Source organism: Streptomyces sp. NPDC001700, assembly GCF_053596435.1.
Genome location: NZ_JBSFGE010000010.1, coordinates 16,005 through 34,373, shown reverse-complemented (window position 1 = coordinate 34,373; position 18,369 = coordinate 16,005). Strand labels below are relative to the sequence as shown.

Genomic DNA, 18,369 nt, shown 5'->3' with positions numbered 1-18,369 from the left:
TACCTCCCCCCCTTTTCTCGTTCTCGCCGTACCGCGCTGACCGCTGAACACGTCATGCCGTGCGGGCGCCGAGGCGTATCCCCTCCCTGGAGTCCCCGTGTCCCCGGTTCTTCTCGAACCGGTCGTGCCCCTGTCCGCGCGCCGCCGCACCGTACCCCGTTGGCTGCGCCGCACGACCGGTCCTCTTCTTCTGCTGGTGCTCTGGCAGGTGTGCAGCGCGACCGGTGTGCTGCCCGCCGACATGCTCGCCGCGCCCGGCACCATCGCCGGTACCGCCTCCGGTCTGCTCGAGGACGGCACGCTGCCGCACGCCATGCTGGTGTCGGTGCAGCGGGTGCTGAACGGGCTGGTCATCGGCGGGATCGTCGGGGTCGGGCTGGCGCTGGTCTCCGGTCTTTCGCGGCTCGGTGAGGACCTGGTCGACGCGACCGTGCAGATGCTGCGCAGCATCCCCTGGGTCGGGATGATCCCCCTGTTCATCATCTGGATGGGCATCGGCGAGGCGCCGAAGATCGCGCTCATCGCGCTCGGTGTCGCGTTCCATCTGTATCTGAACGTGTACGCGGGCATCCGCGGCGTGGACGCGCAGCTCATCGAGGCCGGAAACGCGCTGGGGCTCGGGCGCTGGGGGCTGATCCGCCATGTCGTCCTGCCGGGGGCGCTGCCCGGGGCCATGACCGGGCTGCGGTACTCGCTGGCCACGGCCTGGCTGGCGCTGGTCTTCGGCGAGACGATCAACGCGGACGACGGGATCGGCTTCCTGCTCAACCGCGCGCGGGAGTTCTTCCAGACCGATGTGATCGTGGTCTGCCTGATCGTCTACGCCGCCCTCGGCCTGCTCGCCGATTTCATCGTCCGCACTCTGGAGAGGCTGCTGCTGCAATGGCGACCGACCTTCACCGGCAAGTGACCCCGCCCACAGTGAACGCGCTGACGAAGGAAGCCACGGACGACGCGGCGGTACGGGTCGGCTCGCTCACCCGCTCCTTCGACGGCCGCGCCGTCATCGACAACCTCGAACTGACCATCCAGCAGGGCGAGTTCGTGGCGCTGCTCGGCCGCAGCGGCTGCGGCAAGTCGACGCTGCTGCGCGTACTGGCCGGACTCGACCGGGAGATCGAGGGCGAGGTACTGGTGCCGCGCCGCAAGGCCGTGGCCTTCCAGGCGCCGCGGCTGATGCCGTGGAAGAAGGTGTGGCGCAATGTGCTGCTCGGGCTTCCCGGCCGCCCGGGGCGGGAGGTCGCCGAGAAGGCGCTGGAGGAGGTCGGGCTCGGCCACCGGACCGACGCGTGGCCCAAGACCCTGTCCGGTGGCGAGGCGCAGCGCGCCTCGCTGGCCCGGGCGCTGGTGCGCGAACCCGATCTGCTGCTGCTCGACGAGCCGTTCGGCGCGCTGGACGCGCTGACCCGGATCACCGCACAGCGGCTGGTCGCCGAGTTGTGGCAGCGGCGCGGCTGCGCGGTGCTGCTGGTGACGCACGACGTCGAGGAGGCGTTGCTGCTCGCCGACCGGGTGCTGGTGATGGACGGCGGTGTCATCGCGCACGAGGTCCGGGTGAACCGGGACCGGCCGCGTGACATCGGCGATCCGTATCTCACGGACCTGCGCGCCGAACTGCTGGACCGGCTGGGCGTGGACGCGCCCGAGACCGCCGAGGTGGAGAAGGTCGCGTAACCAGTCGCGTCACCACCCCTCACCCCCCGTCCCCTCTTGTACGACCCTCACGAACGGAACCCCGCTGACATGAGACGGCGAATCGCCCCGGCCCTGCTCATCTCCCTCGCTCTGCCGCTGTCCGCATGCGTCAGCTCGAACACCCAGAACGCGTCCTCCGGCTCCGGCGGCCACGTCGACGGCAAGGGCGATGTGACGCTCAACGTCGGCGACCAGAAGGGCAATGACGAGGCGGTGCTGCGCGCCGCCGGTGAGCTGAAGAACCTCCCGTACAAGATCAAGTGGTCGACGTTCACCTCCGGTCCGCCGATCCTGGAAGCCGTGAGCGCCAAGGCCGTGGACATCGGCGGCGTCGGCAACACCCCGCCCGTCTTCGCCGCGGCCGCCAAGTCCAAGATCAAGATCGTGGGCGCCAAGCACGGCACGGCCGACGGCGAGGCGATCGTGGTGAAGAAGGGCTCGCCGCTGAAGAAGACCGCCGACCTCAAGGGCAAGAACGTGGCGGTGGCGCAGGGCAGTTCGGCCCACTACCAGCTCGTCGCCTCGCTCGCGAAGGCCGGGCTCTCGATCAAGGACGTGAAGGTCAGTTTCCTGCAGCCCGCCGACGCGCTGGCGGCCTTCAAGGGCGGCAAGGTGGACGCCTGGGCCATCTGGGACCCGTACACCGCACAGGCGGAGCGCCAGGCGGACGCGCGGGCCATCACCACTGGCAAGGGGGTGACCAACGGCCTCAACTTCCAGGTCGCCAACCCGACCTCCCTCGACGACAAGAAGAAGACGAAGGTCATCAAGGACTACCTGGAGCGGCTGCGCCGGGCCCAGAACTGGGTCTACAAGCACCCCGAGGCGTGGGCCAAGGTGTGGGGCAAGGAGACCGGGCTGCCGTACCAGGTGGCGCTGGACTCCGTGAAGCGGACCAACGGCACTCGGGTGTACACCGCCGTCGACAAGCCCGCCATCGCCTCCGAGCAGCAGATCGCGGACACGTTCGCCAAGCTGAAGCTCACCCCGCGCCGCTTCAACTTCGCCGACTACGTGGACACCCGCTTCAACGGCGGTCTGCCGCCGTCCAGCACCGCGCCGCGCACCTTCCCGAAGGGCTCCTGATGTCCGCCCATCTCCACTGGTTCCTGCCCACGGGCGGAGACGGGCGCAGCCTCGTCGACCGGCACGCCTACACCGGCGGTGACCGCTCGCGCATCACCCCGGTGAGGGGCGTCCGGACACCGGACATCGACTACCTCACGCAGATCGCCAAGGCCGCCGAACACCTGGGGTTCGAGGCGGTGCTGACCCCGACCGGCACCTGGTGCGAGGACGCCTGGCTGACGACGGCCGCGCTCGCCCAGCACACCGAGCGGCTGAAGTTCCTGGTGGCCTTCCGGCCGGGGCTGATCTCACCGGTGCTGGCCGCGCAGATGGCGGCGACGTACCAGCGGATCACCCGTGGACGGCTGCTGCTCAACATCGTCACCGGCGGTGACTCCGCCGAGCAGCGGCGCTTCGGCGACCATCTCGACCATGACCAGCGATACGCCCGCACGGCGGAGTTCCTGGAGGTCGTACGGGGTGTGTGGGGCGGCAAGCCCTACGACTTCGACGGCGAGCACTACCAGGTCGCGGGCGGACTGACCGCCGTACCGCCGGACCCCCTGCCGCAGATCTTCTTCGGCGGCTCCTCCCCGGCCGCCGGACCGGTCGCCGCCCGGCACACGGATGTCTATCTGACCTGGGGCGAACCGCCCGCCCAGGTCAAGGAGAAGATCGACTGGATCCGGGGCCTCGCGGAGCGGGAGGGCCGGGAGGTCCGGTTCGGCATCCGGCTGCACACCATCGCGCGTGACTCCTCGCGCGAGGCGTGGGCCGTCGCCGACCGGCTGCTGGACGATCTCGACCCGCAGGCGGTCGCCGGGGCCCAACAGGCCCTGGGGCGCAGCGAGTCGGTCGGCCAGCAGCGGATGCTGGCCCTGCACGGCGGTTCGCGCGACAAGCTGGAGATCTCGCCCAACCTGTGGGCGGGGATCGGGCTGGTGCGCGGCGGCGCGGGCACGGCCCTGGTGGGCAGCCACGCGGAGGTGGCCGACCGGATCGAGGAGTACCACGCCCTGGGCGTCGAGCACTTCATCCTCTCCGGCTACCCGCACCTGGAGGAGGCGTACTGGTTCGGCGAGGGCGTGACACCGGAACTGGCCTCGCGCGGCCTGGTGGCGGACATCCCGGCCCCGGGCGGCGCGCCACTGCTGGTCGCCGGGGGCCGGTAGGCCGTACGAACGTCCGTGACCGGGCCCGCCGTTGGGGTCAGGACCGCCCGTGTGGTCAGGACCCGCCCGTGTGGTCAGGACCCGCCCTCGACGAACAGCAGCCTGCGGTCCAGGGCGTCCTCGCGGATCTCCAGCGCCTCGGCGTACTCGGGCGACGCGTACCAGCGGCGAGCCTCGGGCATGGAGGGGAACTCCAGGATCACCATCCTGCGCTCCTCCGGCCACTCCCCCTCCACCGCGTCCGGACGGCGGCCCCGGGCGAGGAAGCGGCCGCCGTACTGGGCGATCGAGGCAGTGGCCAGCTCTCGGTAGGCAGCGGCGCGCGACTCGTCGAGCACCTCGACCTCGGAAATGACATACGCAGGCATTTCGCCCCCCATGTCTCTTGTCGGACAGATGTCCTGGAAGGTACCACCGAACCGGCCGAAGTGATCACGATGCCGCGGGATGAGTGGGCCTTGCCCGCCAGGACCATGTCCGGCCTGGTGCGCGGACGGCCACGCCGTCGGGGAACCCGGAGGCGGGCCATGACGTGAGGGAAGGCCAGGGGCATCACCGGCCTGTCCGGCAGTGAGCACGAACGCGAGGGGGCGGCACCGGGCATCCGCTGCGAGGTGGATCTTCGTGGTCAGTCCGCCGCGTGACCGGCCGATGGCGTGGTCGGGCGCTTCGGCGTCCGGTCGGGAGCAACGGCTCGATTCGCGCCCGTCACGCGGCGGGGCCCCTACTGGCCAAGATCATTCCTTAGCGTTAATGGCTGTGCCGTTGTTCCCCGAGACCGGTTTCCAGTCCTGAACGAGGAGCCCGAGGAGTACCTCGTCCAAGAACTCGCCCAGCACCCACGCCGAGGAGCGCAGCACGCCCTCGCGGATGAAGCCGTTGCGTTCGGCGGAGCGCAGCATGGCGTGGTTGTCCGCCAGTGTCTCGATCTGCAGCCGCTGCAGGCCGCGGACCACGAAACCGTAGTAGCAGAGCGTCGCGACCACGTCCGTGCCGTAGCCCTTGCCGCGCGCCGCCGGCAGTAGCCCGAGTCCGATGTGGGCGGACCGGTGGTGGTTGTCGATGCTCCACAGCGTCGCGGTGCCGACCAGGGCGCCTCCTTCCAGCTCCACCACGGAGAACGCGACGCTGCCTTGCGCCGTGTCGTCTACCACGAGCCGTGAGTCTTTCGAACCGGGTGAGATCGGCCGCCACGGCCCGGCCTCGGCCCGCGCGGAGTTGACCACGTCGTCGTAGAGCTCGGTCCGCAGAGTGGGGATGTCGTCCTCGTGCCGGGCCCTCAGCCCGATCTTGCCGCCCTTTAGCATGCGGGCTTCCTATCCGACTTGGCTCGCCTACGGCAAACGAATATATGGGCAGCCCGAGTTGACGCGGTGGCGGCGGCAGCAGTCGTTGGGCGAGACGCCCGAAAACCGGTGGCACGGCCCCGTTGCGCGTCATTACCGTGCTGTCGGACCAAGTCGTCGAGGCGAGGAAGAGCCCTTGTACACCCTGTGAGACCTCCCAAGCGCTGATTCGTCGCGCGTCGCGCACTGCGCGCCGTGCTGGTTCTTGCTGCGGACTTTCTCACTGAAACCGGTGTACTTCTTTGCTCATCAACTGGGTGCTCACACCCACCTGCCTGCCCATCGTTCTCCGCCGTTGCCACAGGTGCGCTTCCGGACACTTCCGGACAAGCGGCAAGTTCCGCGTCAATGCCAACCACAAGCTCATCGACGCCTGGCTCCTCGCGCTCTGTTCCGACTGCGGGAACACCACGAAGATCACGGTCCTGGAGCGCATGAACATCCGCTCCGTACGGCCTGATCTGCTGGAGCGGATGCACGACAACGATCCCGGTCTGGCAGCCGAGTTGCTGCAGGATCCGGTCGTGCGGCGCCGTAACCGCATCGCCCTCGACTGGGACGGAGCCTGGCGTCTCGACACGGGCAGACCGGATCACTTGGACCACGAGGTGATCGATGTCTCGGTCCGCTTCGCGGCGCGGATTCCTGTCCGGCCGGTGCGGCTGATCGCCGAAGGGTTTGGTCTGTCACGGACCGAGGTCGAGAGTCTGATCACGGGGGGCGCACTCGTCTCGGCCGTGCGGCTAAGCGTCAAACACTCCGGCGACTTCACCTTCCTGCTCAAGCGCTGAGCCCGGCGCACCCAGCCCTCCCGGCTCGGCAACCGGTGCCCGCTACCCGGCGTCAGATCGCTCCGGATCGCTCCCGCGTAGAAGCGCTGGCTGAAGCGGTGGCGCCAACCGGCGGCGACGTGGGGCCCGTTGAGATGTCAGACATGGCTCGGTGATCCGAACGATGCCGCCTAGTAGCTGTCGTAGCTGGGCTTACCGTTCGGCCGGTAGACGCCGACGATGGTGCCGCCCTTCGTCGTCGAGACGCTGGCCGGCTCCAGCGCAGTGGGGATCGCTCCGTCGGCGAACAGCCGCTTGCCGGTGCCGATGATCACCGGATGGATGGTCAGCCGGTACTCGTCGACGAGGTCGTGCCGCATGAGGGTCTGGGCGAGGTCGCCACTGCCCACGACGTTGATGTTGCCGCCGTCGGACGCTTTCAGCTTGCGTACGGCATCGACGATGTCGCCCTCCAGCAGCGTGGAGTTCTGCCACTCGACGGATGTCAGGGTCCGAGACGCCACGTACTTGTGCATGCTGTTCATCCGATGGGTGAACGGGTTGTCGGGATCGGCGGTCGGCCAGTACGACGCGAAGATCTCGTACGTCTTGCGGCCGAGCAGCATCGCGTCGGAGGACTCGTACCAACCGGCGATGGCCGTGCCGACCTCGTCGTCGGCCACCGGCTTCTGCCAGCCGCCGTGCTCGAAGCCGCTCTGAGTGTCCTCGTCCGGACCGCCCGGCGCCTGCATGACGCCATCCAGCGTCAGGAACGTGCAAACGATGATCTTGCGCATGGTGCGCTCCCTTCGTCGACGGGTAGACCGCACAGCCACCGGAAACTCATCGGCGGAACTTCCGCGGCGCAGCACCAGGGCCGTCGCCTGGATCACCCCGGCTGTGAAGTGCGGTACCTCTTGGCCGACCCGAGGGGGTCTGATCCGCAGATGTGCACTCCAGACCCCACGCCGCCGGGATGATCCAAACGACAGGTCCTAGGCGTGCTGTCCGGTGGGCGGAGGGTGGTGCGGGCGCCCACCGCCAGGCATCGCCACCCGCCCGAAAATCTGTGGAACCGCGCCCCCGTGTGCCGTTACCGTGCTCCCGCCCACAGTCACCCTGCCAAGGACACGCCGTTGTACACCAAGTGAGCACACCCAAGCGCTGATCCGTCGCGCGTCGCACATGTGCGCCGTGCTCCTTTTCGCTGCGGTCTTCTCACTGGAACCGGTGTAACTCTGTGTCCAAAAACTGGGCGGTCGTGCCCATCTGCCTGCCGATCGGTCTCCGCCGATGCCACACGTGCGCGTCCGAGCACTTCCGAGTGAACGGCACATTCCGCGTCACTGCGAACCACAAGCTCCTCAACGCCTGGCTCCTCGCGCGAACCGAGCGGCCGGCCTGGCAGTCGCCGTACGGTCCGCCGCCGCACCGGGCACACCGCGGCCGGTGGGCGCCTGTGCCGGGGGTGGCCACGTCTCGGTCCGCTGTGCGGCGTGGATACCTGTGCGGCCGGTGCGACTGATCGCAGTCCCGGGCCTGTCCGGCAGTATCCGATCCGCCGGACAGGCCCTAGTCGGCGGCCGAGCGTACGTTGGCCCGCAGGGTGTCCAGGTCCCGGCGGACCGCTTCGTACGCGGCCTTGTGCCGGGCGATGTCGGTCCGCTGGCGCTCCTTCATCACGGACCACCACACCCCGAGGGTGTTGTGCTTCCGCTTGCACTCGATGTCCGCGACGGCGGTGGCCACTTCCCGCTTGGTGTGGGTGGTGTCGCCGTCGCGGCCGGTGTCCCAGGCCTTGTCCTCCCGCGCGGCCTCCGGGTTCCCGTATCGCTTGATCCCCTTGTCCGCGACACAGTCCGACCAGGTGGCGAACGCCTGCCGGATACGGCGGTCCTTGGCCACCGCCCCCTTCAGCCGCTTCGCGCGCCGATCCGGATACGTCCACATGCGGTTGGCGTCCGCCACGCCTTTGAGCAGCCGCGTGTCCCCCTGCCCGGAGCAGCCGCCCTTGGGGGCGCCGGAGCCGGATGACAGGGCGTACAGGGCCGCGTACTCCTTGTCCGTCATGGCGCGGCCCTTCGGCCCGGGCAGGCCCAGCGGATTCGTCTTCGAAGCCCAGCCGTAGCCCCACCGCTTCGCCCGGTCGAGGTCGAGCGGGCCCAGCGGCGTTTCCGACACGCTGACCGCCAGGAGCGACGACCCCCCGCCGTAGCTCTTCGGGGGTTTCGGGTCCAGGGGGAAGTCGGTGAAGCCCAGGCCCACCATGCAGCGCTGGGCGAGGCGATCCCGCGCCGCGTCGAAGTCCTTCGAGGCCCGCTCGCCGAGCCGGTACCGGTCGATGGGCAGCCGGGGCAGATCCTTCGCCTCCTTGACCTGCGGCACGCCCCTCTTCTCGCCGGATGACCCGGTCGTGGCGCCGGACCCGCAGCCCGCCACGGCCACCGTGGCCAGCAGTGCGGCGACCGGCCACCGCAGGCGATGGAACCTCACAGCGATCCCCCTTCTGTCAGCGAGAGTTGGACCTTACCGCCCCACACCGGGAAGATCCGGCGCCGCAGGAGAGTTGGCAGAAGCATGAACAAGGTGGACGTCGTGGTCGTGGGCGCCGGGCAGGCCGGGCTGTCCGGCGCGCATCACCTGCGGAGGGCCGGGTACGAGCCGGGCACCGGATTCGTGGTGCTCGACCACTCCCCCGCGCCCGGCGGGGCGTGGCAGTTCCGGTGGCCGTCGCTGACGTACGGCAAGGTGCACGGGATGTACGACCTGCCCGGGATGCGGCTGACCAGCGACGACGCCCCTGCCGAGCGGCCGTCGTCCGAGGTGATCCCGGCGTACTTCGCACGCTACGAGCGCGCCTTCGACCTGCGGGTCGTGCGGCCCGTGCACGTCACCGCCGTACGGGACACCGACGACGGCGGGCTACGGGTGGAGACCTCGGCCGGGACGTGGTCCGCCCGCGCGCTGATCAACGCCACCGGCACCTGGGACCGCCCCTTCTGGCCGCGCTACCCGGGGCAGGAGACCTTCCGGGGGCGGCAGCTGCACACCGCGCGGTACCCGGGCCCCGAGGCGTTCGCCGGGCAGCGGGTGATCGTCGTCGGGGGCGGGACGTCCGGGGTGCAGCATCTGCTGGAGATCGCCGAGGTGGCGGCCGCCACCACCTGGGTCACCCGCCGCCCGCCGGTCTTCCGCACCGGGCCGTTCGGCGCGGACCAGGGCCGGGAGGCGGTGTCGCTGGTGGAGGAGCGGGTGCGGCGGGGGCTGCCGCCGCAGAGCGTGGTGTCGGTGACCGGGCTGCCCATGACGGAGGCGATGGAGCGGGCCCGCGCGCGCGGTGTGCTGGACCGGCTGCCGATGTTCGACCGGATCACTCCGTCCGGGGTGAGCTGGGCGGACGGCCGCACGGTGGCGGCGGACGTCATCCTGTGGGCCACCGGTTTCCGTGCCGCGATCGACCATCTCGCCCCGCTGCGGCTGCGCGAGCCGGGCGGTGGGATCGCCGTCGAGGGGACCCGCGCCGTCCGGGACCCGCGCGTGCATCTGGTCGGCTACGGGCCGTCGGCCAGCACGATCGGGGCGAACCGGGCGGGCCGCGCCGCCGTACAGGACATCCGGGCGCTGCTGAACGGGGCGGCCACCCCGGCCGTCGTCTGACCCGCCGGGCCGAGGCGTACGGCGCGCGGCGCCCGTCACTGGCACCGCGCCCCGGGAACAGCCCGCCGCTCAGGCGCCCGGCTTCGCCGCCAGCGTCGAGTCCCGTACGACCAGCTCCGGCTGGAGGACGATCCGCTGGTGGCGGTGGGCGTCGGCGTCCTCGCCCGTCTCCTCGATCAGCAGCTCCGCCGCCGTGCGCCCCATCCGGAACGCGGGCTGGCGCACCGAGGTCAGCGGCACCGCCGCGGCCGCGGCGAACTCGATGTCGTCGTACCCCACCAGCGCCACGTCGCCCGGCACCGACACCCCGGCCGCGAAGAGCGCCTGGAGGACGCCCAGCGCCAGCAGGTCGTTCGCGCAGAACACCGCCGTCGGCCGGGGTGAGATGCCCAGCAGCCGGGCCCCGGCGTCGCGGCCCGCGGCCACGTCCAGCCGGGCGGCCTCGATGTGCAGCAGCGCCTCCGGCGGCAGGCCCTCCTCGGCGAGCGCGGCGAGCGCCCCGGCGCGGCGGTCCTGGCACTGCGGAAGCTGCATCGGGCCGCTGACGTACACCAGCCCGCGGTGTCCCTGGGCGAGCAGATGGCGGATGGCGAGCGCGCCGCCCTCGATGTCGTCCACCGACACCGAGCAGCCCTCGGCGCTGGGCACCTCGCGGTCGACCAGGACGAAGGGGATGTCGTGGCGGCGGAAGTTCTCCAGGTTGCCACCGGTGGCGTCGGCGGGGGTGACCAGGACGCCGCGCACCCGGTGCTCGGCGAAGAGCCCCAGGTAGTCGGCCTCCTCGTCGGGGCTCTGCGCGCTGTTGCACACCATGACGCCGAGGCCCGCGTCCCGGGCGGCGCGCTCGGCGCCGCTGGCCACGTCCACGAAGAAGGGGTTCGCCATGTCGAGCACCAGCAGCGAGATGATCCGGCTGCGCCCGGCGCGCAGCTGGCGCGCGGATTCGCTGCGTACGTAGCCGAGCCGCTCGATGGCGGCCTGCACCCGGTCGCGGGTGGCCTCGGCGACCATCTCCGGACGGTTGATCACGTTCGATACGGTGCCGACGGACACTCCCGCCTGCCGTGCGACGTCCTTGATCCCCACCATGCGTCCCACGACCTCGGCCTCCGCCTTTCCGCGGCCCACCTCGGCCGCGGGACCCATGCTATGGCGTACGCGGCGGTGATTGCCGCCACCCCGCCGCCACGGTCACCTGCCGTGAACGGTTCGGGCCAGGCTGGATCCGCGGACGACGAGTTCGGGGCGCAGCACGATCCGCCGGTGGCGGTGGGCGTCGGCCGCCTCCCCCGTCTCGTCGATGAGCAGCTCGGCCGCCGTACGTCCCATCCGGAACGCGGGGCGGCGCACCGAGGTCAGGGGCACCGCCGCGGCCGCCGCGAACTCGATGTCGTCGTACCCCACGAGCGCCACCTCGCCGGGGACGGACACCCCCGCCGCGTACAGCGCCTGCAACACCCCCAGCGCCAGCAGGTCGTTCGCGCAGAACACCGCCGTCGGACACGGCGACATGCCCAGCAGCCGCGCCCCCGCGTCCCGGCCGCCCGCCACGTCCAGCCGCTCCACCTCCACATGGCGCAGCGCGGCCTCGCCGACGCCCTCCTCGCGCAGGGCGTTCAGCGCGCCGGTGCGGCGGTCGCGGCACTGGGCGAGGTGCATCGGGCCGCTGACGTACGCGAGGGCGCGGTGCCCCTGGTCGAGGAGGTGGCGGGCGGCGAGCGCGCCGCCCTCGATGTCGTCCACCGACACCGAGCAGCCCTCGGCGCTGGGCACTTCGCGGTCGACGTAGACGAACGGGATGCCGTGCCGCCGGAACGACTCCAGGTTGCGCCCGGTGGCGTCGGCGGGGGTGACGAGGACGCCACGTACCCGCTGCTCCGTGAAGAGCCCCAGGTAGTCGGCCTCCTCCTGGGGGCTCTGGGCGCTGTTGCACACCATCACCCCGAGGCCCGCCTCGCGCGCCGCGCGCTCGGCGCCGCCCGCCACGTCCACGAAGAAGGGGTTCGCCATGTCGAGCACCAGCAGTCCGACGATGCGGCTGTGGCCCGCGCGCAGCTGGCGCGCGGACTCGCTGCGGACGTACCCCAGCCGCTCGATGGTGGACAGCACCCGGGCCCGGGTCCGCTCGGACACCGCATCGGGGCGGTTGATGACGTTGGAGACCGTGCCGACCGAGACCCCGGCCTCCTTCGCCACCTCCTTGATGCCCACGCCACGGGCCCTCAAGTCACCTCCCTAGCCCGGTAGTTGGAAGTCGATGACACGGAGGGCCGAGGGCGTGGTGCCACTGGACTTCCGCTGGTACATGAACGAGAGCACACCGTCCTGGGCGAGGCGGGTGTCGTCCACGACGACCTCGCCGAAGGCGTTCAGCCCGCTGCCGTCGAAGAGCGTCTTCCAGTCGGTGTAGCCGGACGCGCTGGACGCGGCGACGACGCGTCCGTACGGCATGACGGCGTAGGCGTTGTCGTGCTTGTCGAAGGCCAGGTGGGTGCGCTGGCTGGAGTTCAGCGCCACCGGGATCTCGGTCTTCTTCCAGGCGCCCGAGGCGTTCTTGAAGAGGTGGAAGGCGCGGCCGTTGGCGGTGCGGTCGGCCACATAGTCGGTGGTGCACTGGCCGAAGCGGCCGGGGACGTAGCTGATGACGGCGTGCGGGCGCCCGGCGGAGTCGGTGGCCTGGCTCTCCTGGTTCATCAGCGAGTGGTCGGGGTTCAGCGGATCGACGACGGTGCCGGTGTCGTTCACGGCCACCTTGTCGGCGCCGCCGGTGGTGCCGACGACCGTGCCCGCCGCGTTGCGCCAGGTGCGGCCTCGGTCGGTGCTGTAGACGTAGCCGGTGTCGTGGTTGGTGAGGCCACCGGCATCGCACATCACGGCGTTGTTCTGCTCGCGCCACGTGTAGAAGGCGTGGAGACGGCCGTCGGCGCCGTAGTCGATGCCGTGCAGATACATGTTGCGGGCGGTGCTGGAGCCGTGCTCGCTGGTGTACGTACCGGTGGAGGCGGACCATTCGCCGAGCGCGGTCCACTTGGTGCCGTCGTACTCGGCCAGCGCGTTGCGGCCGTTGCCGGAGACGCCGACCCGGTAGCTGAGCTGGAGGCGGCCCTCGGGGGTGGCCACGAACTGCGGATACGTGAACTGGGAGGTGAGCGCGAGCCCGTCCAGCGTGGTCTGCACGGCGCCGAACCGGTCACTGCTCCAGGGCTGTCCGGCGGGGTTGTCCAGCAGCCCGGCCACCGACTTCACGTAGAAGAAGCCGCTGCTGTGCGAGTCCATGTTGAGGTGCAGTCGGCCGTCGAGGCGCGAGATCCCCATGGAGATCACATTGTGGGAGTCGTCGGCGGTGAGCTTGTGCGGCAGCCGGGCGGTCTGCCAGTCCGCCCGGCCCAGCGCGCGACGGCCGATGACGGCGCTGCGGTCGCCGGTGTACCAGACGGCGTACTGGTAGCCCTTGTAGGTGAGCAGCCCGTTCTTCTGGAACGCGTTGTTGTTGACGAGGCCGTTGTACGACTCGAAGTAGATGGCCTTGGGGTCGAGCTGGGTGTCGGCCACCTTGCTGACCGCCGGGCCGGGGGCCCGTCCGGTCGCGTCGGCCGGGGTGGCGGCCGCGAGGAGTGCTGCGGCAAGCAGAGCCACGGGCAGGGGTCTCATATTCCTGTGTCTCCTACGTGTCCTAAGCAAGGTGGAACACTTCGGTGAGCGGTGCCATGGCCTCATCCGGCTTGGCACCGTCCAACTCCTCAAAAAAGTCAGCCATTTGGGCCTGCCACCGCGCGTTCACATCGGTGGCGGCCATCGCGGCCTGCGCCGCCGCGAAGTCCTCGGTCTCCAGATAGCCGACCAGCAGCCCGTCCTCGCGCAGGAAGAGCGAGTAGTTGTGCCATCCGGCGGCCGACAGCGCCTCCAGCATCTCCGGCCACACGGCCTCGTGCCGCTCGCGGTACTCGGCCAGCCGCTCCTGGCGGACCTTCAGCAGAAAACACACACGCCGCATCGCGGACCGCCCGCCTCAGAAGTGGAACTTGTCGATGTTGGACTTGTCGAAGACGGTGGGCGGGCCGAGGATGACCTCGCCGTTCTTGCCGACCGTGTACTCACCGAGCTTCCCGGCCGTGAACTTCTCCCCCTCCGCCCCGGTGATCTGCCCGGAGGCGAGCGCCGCGGCGGCGTACGAGCCCAGGTACCCCAGCTTCTTGGGGTCCCACAGCGCGAACTGCTCGACGGTGCCCTCCTTGACGTACTTGCGCATCTGGTTGGGCGTGCCGAGGCCGTTCAGCACGACCTTCCCCTTGTACGAGGAGTCGCTGATGTAGCGGGCGGCCGCGGCGATGCCGACCGTGGTGGGCGAGATGATGCCCTTCAGCTTCGGATACGCCTTCAGCAGGCCCTGCGTCTCCTGGAACGACTTCTGGTCGTCGTCGTCCCCGTACACCGTCTTGACCAGCTTCATGTTCTTGTAGGCGGGCTTCTTCAGCTCGTCCTTCATGAACCCGATCCAGGTGTTCTGGTTGGTCGCGTTCTGGGTGGCCGAGAGGATCGCGATCTCGCCCTTGTAATCGAGCTGCTTGGCCAGGTGCTGGACCTGGCTGCGGCCGATCTCCTCCGAGCTGGCCTGGTTGATGAACAGCTGGCGGCAGGCCGGGGCGGTGTCCGAGTCGTACGCGACGACCTTGATGTTCTTCTTCATGGCCTGCTTGAGCGGGCCGCACACCGCGTTGGGGTCGTTGGCGGCGATGAGGATGGCGTCCTGCCGCTGCTGGACCAGGCTGTTGATGTACGACACCTGGGAGGAGGCGCTGGCGTCGGACGGGCCGACCTCCTTGCCCTTGCCGCCGAACTCCCGGGCGGCGCCGATCCCGGAGGTGTCCAGGATCTTCAGGTACGGGTTGTTGATCTGCTTGGGCAGGAAGGCGAGCTTCAGCCCCTTCTTCAGCGGGGCGTCGGGGTTGGCCTTGGCCCCCGACCCGGTGTTGGCCTTGCCGCTGTTGTCGGTGTCCTTCTTGGTGGTGCCGCCGCATGCGGCGAGGGTGACGGCGAGGGCGCACACCGCGGCGGCGGTGGCGGCGGCGCGGCGCCGCGAGGAGGAGCGCTGGGTCATGGGCGGACCTTTCACGTCTATCAATATCTGAAATCTGTCATCCGTCAGCTGCCAGCCGTTTGGCCATGCGGGGCGTGAGGACGGACGCCACCAGCAGCAGCCCGGTGACGATCACCTGGACCTCGTTGGCCACGTCGTTGAGCGTCAGCAGGTTCTTCAGGACGCCGATGAGCAGCACCCCGGCGACCGCGCCGAACAGGGTGCCCTTGCCGCCGTCGAAGTCGACGCCGCCCAGCAGGACGGCGGCGATGACCAGCATTTCGAAGCCCTGGCCGTTGTCCGCGCGGGCGCTCCCGTACCGCAGGGTGAACACCACCCCGGCGAAGGCGGAGATGAGCCCCGCCACGACGAACAGCAGCAGCTTGACCCGCTTGACGCGGATGCCCGCGAAGTACGCGGCGTCCTCCTGGGCGCCGATGGCGAACAGCGACCGGCCGAAGCCCGTGGAGTGCAGCACCACGGCGGCGACGACGGCCAGCACGATGAACAGCGCCACCGGATAGGTGAGGAAGGTCCCGGGCACGGTGGTGGTGTCGACCGCCCACTTCGCGTACGTCTCCGGGAAGTCGGTGATGGCGTTCGAGCCGAGCACCACCGAGGCCAGCCCCCGGTAGAGCGCGAGCGTGCCGATGGTGACGGCCAGCGACGGCAGCCCCACCCGGGTGACCAGCCAGCCGTTGAGCAGCCCGCCCGCCACGCCGACCAGCAGCACGACCGGCACGATGGTCTCGAACGCCCAGCCCGCCTCCCACAGTTGACCGGTCAGCGCGCTGGACAGACCCAGCATCGAGGCCACCGACAGATCGACCTGCCCGGCCACCACCAGCAGCGTCATCGGCAGCGCCATCAGCGCGACCTCGGCGATGTCGTTGAAGGCGAAGGCGAGGTTGTCGCGGCTCGCGAAGCCGTCCGTCGTACCGAGCCCGGTGAGGAACACCGCGACCAGCAGCACCCCGACGGCGGTGTCCCAGCGCAGCAGTGCCCTGTTCAACGTGCGCTCCTCTTCCTCAGCGCACGGGTCATGCGCACGTTCACGATCCGGTCGACGCTGATGGCGGCCAGCAGCAGCGCGCCCGCGATGGCGTCCGCCCAGAAGGAGTCGACCTTCAGCACGGCCAGCGCGCTGCCGATGGTGGTGAGCAGCAGCGCGCCCAGCGCCGCGCCCCACACGGTCCCGGTGCCGCCGACGATGGCGACACCGCCGACCACCACCGCGCTGACCACGGTCAGCTCCCAGCCGTGCGCGTTGTCCGCGACGACGGTCCCGAAGCGGGCCAGCCACAGCGCGCCCGCGAAGCCCGAGACGGCGCCGGAGAAGAGGTACGCGCCGAGCACCCGGCGCCGGATCGGCACCCCGGCGAGCCGGGCGGCCTCGGGGCTGGAGCCGATGGCGTACAGCTCGCGGCCACTGCGGTACGTCCGCAGGAAGTACGCGGTCCCGGCGAGCACCGCTAGGGAGATCAGCGGCAGATACGGGACGCCCAGCACGCTGCCGCTGCCCAGGTCCAGCACGGACTGCGGCACATCGGCGGCGCTGATCTGCTCTCCTTGCGCCCACCAGTAGTCGAGGCCCTGGATGATGTAGAGCATCCCGAGCGTCACCACCAGCGCGGGCACCTTGCCGAAGCTGACGAGCGATCCGCTGACGGCCCCGCAGGCCGCGCCGACGAGGACGCCGAGCACCAGCACCGTCAGCACCCCGTGGTCCGTCCCCGAGACGAACTTCCCGCAGGCGAAGGCGGACAGGCCCACCACGGACCCCACCGACAGGTCGATGTTGCGAGTGATCACCACGACGGACTGCCCGACCGCGAGCAGCACCAGGATCGCGGCGTTCAGCAGCAGGTCCTTGACGCCCTGGTCGTTCAGGAAGCGGGGCTCGGCGACCCAGGTGAACAGCACCAGCAGCACCAGCGCGCCCGCGATGCTGATCTCCCGCGCCCGGAAGACGGCGTCGACGAGCGAACGCGCCGAACGCGCCTCGTCCGCCGATACGGGCTTCTCCACCGTGACCGTCATGCCACGGCCCTCCCCTCGCCCGCCAGCCCCGTCGCGGCGGCCATCACCGACTCCTCGGTGGCCTCGGCGCGCGGGATCTCGGCGACCAGCCGTCCCTCGTGCATCACCAGCACCCGGTCCGCCATGCCGAGCACCTCGGGCAGATCGGAGGAGATCATCAGCACCGCGAGCCCGTCCGCGGCCAGCGACGACAGCAGCCGGTGCACCTCGGCCTTCGTCCCGACGTCGATGCCGCGCGTCGGCTCGTCCACGATGAGCACCGCCGGTTCGGTGGCCAGCCACTTGGCGAGCACGACCTTCTGCTGGTTGCCGCCGGACAGCACCCCGACGCGGTCGCCGAGGCTGCCGTACTTCAACTGCAGCCGTACCGCCCAGTCCGACGCCCGACCGCGCTCCAGCGCGCGCTTCACCATCCCCGCCCGGCCCAGCCGGTCCAGACCGGTCAGCCCGATGTTGCGCTCGATGGACATCTCCATGACCAGGCCGCGCTGGCGCCGGTCCTCGGGGACGAGCGCGAGCCCCGCGTCCATGGCGGCGGTCGGCGAACCGGGCCGCAGCACCGTGCCGCCCACCCGCACCTCGCCCGCGTCCGCCCGGTCCACCCCGAAGACGGCCTGCGCGACCTCGCTGCGCCCCGCGCCGACCAGCCCCGCGAGCGCGACGATCTCCCCGCGCCGCACCTCGAACGACACATCCCGGAAGACGCCCTCCCGGGTCAGCCTGCGCACCGACAGCGCGGTTTCGCCGACCCGCGTCGGCTGCTTGGGATACAGCTCCTCCAGATCCCGGCCGACCATGCGGCGTACGAGGTCGTCCTGCGTGATCCCGGCCAGCGGCTCGGACGCCACCCAGCGCCCGTCCCGCAGCGTGGTGACCCGCTGGCACAGCTCGAAGATCTCCTCCAGCCGGTGCGAGATGAACAGCACCGCGGCGCCCTCCGCGCGCAGCGCCTCGACCACCGCGAACAGCCGCGCGGTCTCGCTGCCGGTCAGCGCCGCCGTCGGCTCGTCCATGATCAGTACGCGGGCGTCGAAGGAGAGCGCCTTGGCGATCTCGACGATCTGCTGGTCGGCGATGGACAGTCCGCGCGCGGGCCGGTCCGGGTCGAGGTCGACACCGAGCCGCGCCATCAGCCCGGCCGTCGAAGCGCGCACCGCCTTGTGGTCGATCCGGCCCAGCGGCCGCCGGGGCTGGCGGCCCATGAAGATGTTCTCGGCGATCGACAGGTCGGGGAAGAGCGTCGGCTCCTGGTAGATCACGGCGATGCCCACGTCCCGGGCGTCGGCGGGGCCGTGGAAGACCACCGGCCGCCCGTCCAGCAACACCTCACCGGAGTCCGGCCGGTGCACTCCGGCCAGCGCCTTGATGAGCGTCGACTTGCCCGCGCCGTTCTCCCCCGCCAGGGCGTGCGCCTCACCGGCGAAGAGGTCCAGCGAGACGTCCATGAGGGCCCGTACGGCGCCGAAGGACTTATTCACCCCCTTGAGGGCGAGGACCGGAACAGACTGACTCACGGAGGCTCCAGAATGAAATGTTTCAAAGCG

General features: G+C 70.5%; 18 protein-coding genes and 2 pseudogenes. 7 read left to right on the top strand and 13 right to left on the bottom strand.

The annotated features are described in order from the left end of the window. Nucleotides 1–97 precede the first annotated feature (97 nt). The 4 genes from ACWC5C_RS20110 to ACWC5C_RS20095 all read left to right on the top strand — a co-directional run bounded on the left by ACWC5C_RS20110 (nucleotide 98) and on the right by ACWC5C_RS20095 (nucleotide 3,935). A complete protein-coding gene (locus tag ACWC5C_RS20110) occupies nucleotides 98–910 on the top strand; it encodes an ABC transporter permease (RefSeq protein WP_450877028.1) in 813 nt (270 codons plus the stop codon). Further along, nucleotides 883–1,674, top strand: a complete 792-nt coding sequence (locus tag ACWC5C_RS20105; RefSeq protein WP_450877026.1) for an ABC transporter ATP-binding protein — start codon at nucleotides 883–885, stop codon at nucleotides 1,672–1,674. The genes ACWC5C_RS20110 and ACWC5C_RS20105 overlap by 28 nt, the downstream gene beginning before the upstream one ends. 69 nt (nucleotides 1,675–1,743) lie before the next feature. After that, nucleotides 1,744–2,781 (top strand): ABC transporter substrate-binding protein, encoded by a 1,038-nt coding sequence (locus ACWC5C_RS20100; protein WP_450877024.1) that lies wholly within the window; start codon nucleotides 1,744–1,746, stop codon nucleotides 2,779–2,781. Continuing rightward, the gene (locus ACWC5C_RS20095) at nucleotides 2,781–3,935 is read left to right on the top strand and encodes an LLM class flavin-dependent oxidoreductase (RefSeq protein WP_450877022.1); all 1,155 of its coding nucleotides are present in this window, start codon (nucleotides 2,781–2,783) and stop codon (nucleotides 3,933–3,935) included. The genes ACWC5C_RS20100 and ACWC5C_RS20095 overlap by 1 nt, the downstream gene beginning before the upstream one ends. Before the next feature lie 74 nt (nucleotides 3,936–4,009). On the opposite strand, the gene ACWC5C_RS20090 is transcribed toward ACWC5C_RS20095, so the two are convergent. The 3 genes and pseudogenes from ACWC5C_RS20090 to ACWC5C_RS20080 all read right to left on the bottom strand — a co-directional run bounded on the left by ACWC5C_RS20090 (nucleotide 4,010) and on the right by ACWC5C_RS20080 (nucleotide 5,242). Further along, nucleotides 4,010–4,303 carry a DUF1330 domain-containing protein gene (locus tag ACWC5C_RS20090; RefSeq protein WP_450877020.1) on the bottom strand — a complete coding sequence of 98 codons (294 nt, stop codon included), beginning with the start codon at nucleotides 4,301–4,303 and terminating at the stop codon, nucleotides 4,010–4,012. A gap of 71 nt (nucleotides 4,304–4,374) precedes the next feature. Continuing rightward, nucleotides 4,375–4,600, bottom strand: a pseudogene (locus tag ACWC5C_RS20085) (IS5/IS1182 family transposase); the annotation flags it as partial. 72 nt (nucleotides 4,601–4,672) lie between these two features. Next, a complete protein-coding gene (locus tag ACWC5C_RS20080; RefSeq protein ID WP_385436671.1) occupies nucleotides 4,673–5,242 on the bottom strand; it encodes a GNAT family N-acetyltransferase in 570 nt (189 codons plus the stop codon). Nucleotides 5,243–5,523: 281 nt separating this feature from the next. Here ACWC5C_RS20080 and ACWC5C_RS20075 point away from each other — a divergent pair, with 281 nt between their 5' ends. Continuing rightward, nucleotides 5,524–6,072, top strand: coding sequence for a DUF1062 domain-containing protein (locus tag ACWC5C_RS20075; RefSeq protein WP_450877018.1), 549 nt, complete (start codon nucleotides 5,524–5,526; stop codon nucleotides 6,070–6,072). A gap of 170 nt (nucleotides 6,073–6,242) precedes the next feature. Here the strand turns inward: ACWC5C_RS20075 and ACWC5C_RS20070 are convergent, their stop codons facing one another. After that, a complete protein-coding gene (locus tag ACWC5C_RS20070) occupies nucleotides 6,243–6,848 on the bottom strand; it encodes a dihydrofolate reductase family protein (RefSeq protein ID WP_450877016.1) in 606 nt (201 codons plus the stop codon). Between the two features lie 464 nt (nucleotides 6,849–7,312). Here ACWC5C_RS20070 and ACWC5C_RS20065 point away from each other — a divergent pair. Further along, nucleotides 7,313–7,432, top strand: a pseudogene (locus ACWC5C_RS20065) (DUF1062 domain-containing protein); the annotation flags it as partial. Nucleotides 7,433–7,623: 191 nt separating this feature from the next. Here the strand turns inward: ACWC5C_RS20065 and ACWC5C_RS20060 are convergent. After that, entirely contained in the window at nucleotides 7,624–8,544 is a 921-nt protein-coding gene (locus ACWC5C_RS20060; RefSeq protein ID WP_450877014.1) for a hypothetical protein, read from the bottom strand. Between the two features lie 84 nt (nucleotides 8,545–8,628). Between ACWC5C_RS20060 and ACWC5C_RS20055 the strand changes: the two genes are divergently transcribed. Continuing rightward, a complete protein-coding gene (locus ACWC5C_RS20055; protein ID WP_450877012.1) occupies nucleotides 8,629–9,708 on the top strand; it encodes an NAD(P)-binding domain-containing protein in 1,080 nt (359 codons plus the stop codon). Nucleotides 9,709–9,777: 69 nt separating this feature from the next. On the opposite strand, the gene ACWC5C_RS20050 is transcribed toward ACWC5C_RS20055, so the two are convergent. The 8 genes from ACWC5C_RS20050 to ACWC5C_RS20015 all read right to left on the bottom strand — a co-directional run bounded on the left by ACWC5C_RS20050 (nucleotide 9,778) and on the right by ACWC5C_RS20015 (nucleotide 18,270). Then, on the bottom strand, nucleotides 9,778–10,797 hold the full coding sequence (locus ACWC5C_RS20050; protein WP_450877351.1) for a LacI family DNA-binding transcriptional regulator: 1,020 nt from the start codon (nucleotides 10,795–10,797) through the stop codon (nucleotides 9,778–9,780). 102 nt (nucleotides 10,798–10,899) lie between these two features. Beyond that, nucleotides 10,900–11,934: a LacI family DNA-binding transcriptional regulator gene (locus ACWC5C_RS20045; protein WP_450877010.1), complete on the bottom strand. Its 1,035-nt coding sequence runs from the start codon at nucleotides 11,932–11,934 to the stop codon at nucleotides 10,900–10,902. 9 nt (nucleotides 11,935–11,943) lie between these two features. After that, the gene (locus ACWC5C_RS20040; RefSeq protein WP_450877008.1) at nucleotides 11,944–13,359 is read right to left on the bottom strand and encodes a BNR repeat-containing protein; all 1,416 of its coding nucleotides are present in this window, start codon (nucleotides 13,357–13,359) and stop codon (nucleotides 11,944–11,946) included. 22 nt (nucleotides 13,360–13,381) lie between these two features. Next, the gene (locus ACWC5C_RS20035) at nucleotides 13,382–13,702 is read right to left on the bottom strand and encodes an L-rhamnose mutarotase (RefSeq protein WP_450877006.1); all 321 of its coding nucleotides are present in this window, start codon (nucleotides 13,700–13,702) and stop codon (nucleotides 13,382–13,384) included. A 15-nt stretch (nucleotides 13,703–13,717) separates the two neighbouring features. Continuing rightward, the gene (rhaS, locus tag ACWC5C_RS20030; RefSeq protein ID WP_450877004.1) at nucleotides 13,718–14,806 is read right to left on the bottom strand and encodes a rhamnose ABC transporter substrate-binding protein; all 1,089 of its coding nucleotides are present in this window, start codon (nucleotides 14,804–14,806) and stop codon (nucleotides 13,718–13,720) included. Between the two features lie 37 nt (nucleotides 14,807–14,843). Beyond that, nucleotides 14,844–15,797, bottom strand: coding sequence for an ABC transporter permease (locus ACWC5C_RS20025; RefSeq protein WP_450877002.1), 954 nt, complete (start codon nucleotides 15,795–15,797; stop codon nucleotides 14,844–14,846). After that, the gene (locus tag ACWC5C_RS20020) at nucleotides 15,794–16,825 is read right to left on the bottom strand and encodes an ABC transporter permease (protein ID WP_450877000.1); all 1,032 of its coding nucleotides are present in this window, start codon (nucleotides 16,823–16,825) and stop codon (nucleotides 15,794–15,796) included. Before ACWC5C_RS20020 ends, ACWC5C_RS20025 begins: the two co-directional genes overlap by 4 nt. Continuing rightward, nucleotides 16,822–18,270, bottom strand: coding sequence for a sugar ABC transporter ATP-binding protein (locus tag ACWC5C_RS20015; protein WP_450877349.1), 1,449 nt, complete (start codon nucleotides 18,268–18,270; stop codon nucleotides 16,822–16,824). Before ACWC5C_RS20015 ends, ACWC5C_RS20020 begins: the two co-directional genes overlap by 4 nt. Between the last annotated feature and the right edge of the window lie 99 nt (nucleotides 18,271–18,369).

What these genes read in the sequence shown, in the direction of transcription:
- ACWC5C_RS20100 (WP_450877024.1), top strand. Translation starts at nt 1,744, where the DNA reads ATGAGACGGCGAATCGCCCCGGCCCTGCTCATCTCCCTCGCTCTGCCG.
- rhaS (WP_450877004.1), bottom strand. Translation starts at nt 14,806, where the DNA reads ATGACCCAGCGCTCCTCCTCGCGGCGCCGCGCCGCCGCCACCGCCGCC.
- ACWC5C_RS20095 (WP_450877022.1), top strand. Translation starts at nt 2,781, where the DNA reads ATGTCCGCCCATCTCCACTGGTTCCTGCCCACGGGCGGAGACGGGCGC.
- ACWC5C_RS20015 (WP_450877349.1), bottom strand. Translation starts at nt 18,270, where the DNA reads ATGGACGTCTCGCTGGACCTCTTCGCCGGTGAGGCGCACGCCCTGGCG.
- ACWC5C_RS20070 (WP_450877016.1), bottom strand. Translation starts at nt 6,848, where the DNA reads ATGCGCAAGATCATCGTTTGCACGTTCCTGACGCTGGATGGCGTCATG.
- ACWC5C_RS20055 (WP_450877012.1), top strand. Translation starts at nt 8,629, where the DNA reads ATGAACAAGGTGGACGTCGTGGTCGTGGGCGCCGGGCAGGCCGGGCTG.
- ACWC5C_RS20035 (WP_450877006.1), bottom strand. Translation starts at nt 13,702, where the DNA reads ATGCGGCGTGTGTGTTTTCTGCTGAAGGTCCGCCAGGAGCGGCTGGCC.
- ACWC5C_RS20050 (WP_450877351.1), bottom strand. Translation starts at nt 10,797, where the DNA reads ATGGTGGGGATCAAGGACGTCGCACGGCAGGCGGGAGTGTCCGTCGGC.
- ACWC5C_RS20090 (WP_450877020.1), bottom strand. Translation starts at nt 4,303, where the DNA reads ATGCCTGCGTATGTCATTTCCGAGGTCGAGGTGCTCGACGAGTCGCGC.
- ACWC5C_RS20080 (WP_385436671.1), bottom strand. Translation starts at nt 5,242, where the DNA reads ATGCTAAAGGGCGGCAAGATCGGGCTGAGGGCCCGGCACGAGGACGAC.
- ACWC5C_RS20040 (WP_450877008.1), bottom strand. Translation starts at nt 13,359, where the DNA reads ATGAGACCCCTGCCCGTGGCTCTGCTTGCCGCAGCACTCCTCGCGGCC.
- ACWC5C_RS20105 (WP_450877026.1), top strand. Translation starts at nt 883, where the DNA reads ATGGCGACCGACCTTCACCGGCAAGTGACCCCGCCCACAGTGAACGCG.
- ACWC5C_RS20020 (WP_450877000.1), bottom strand. Translation starts at nt 16,825, where the DNA reads ATGACGGTCACGGTGGAGAAGCCCGTATCGGCGGACGAGGCGCGTTCG.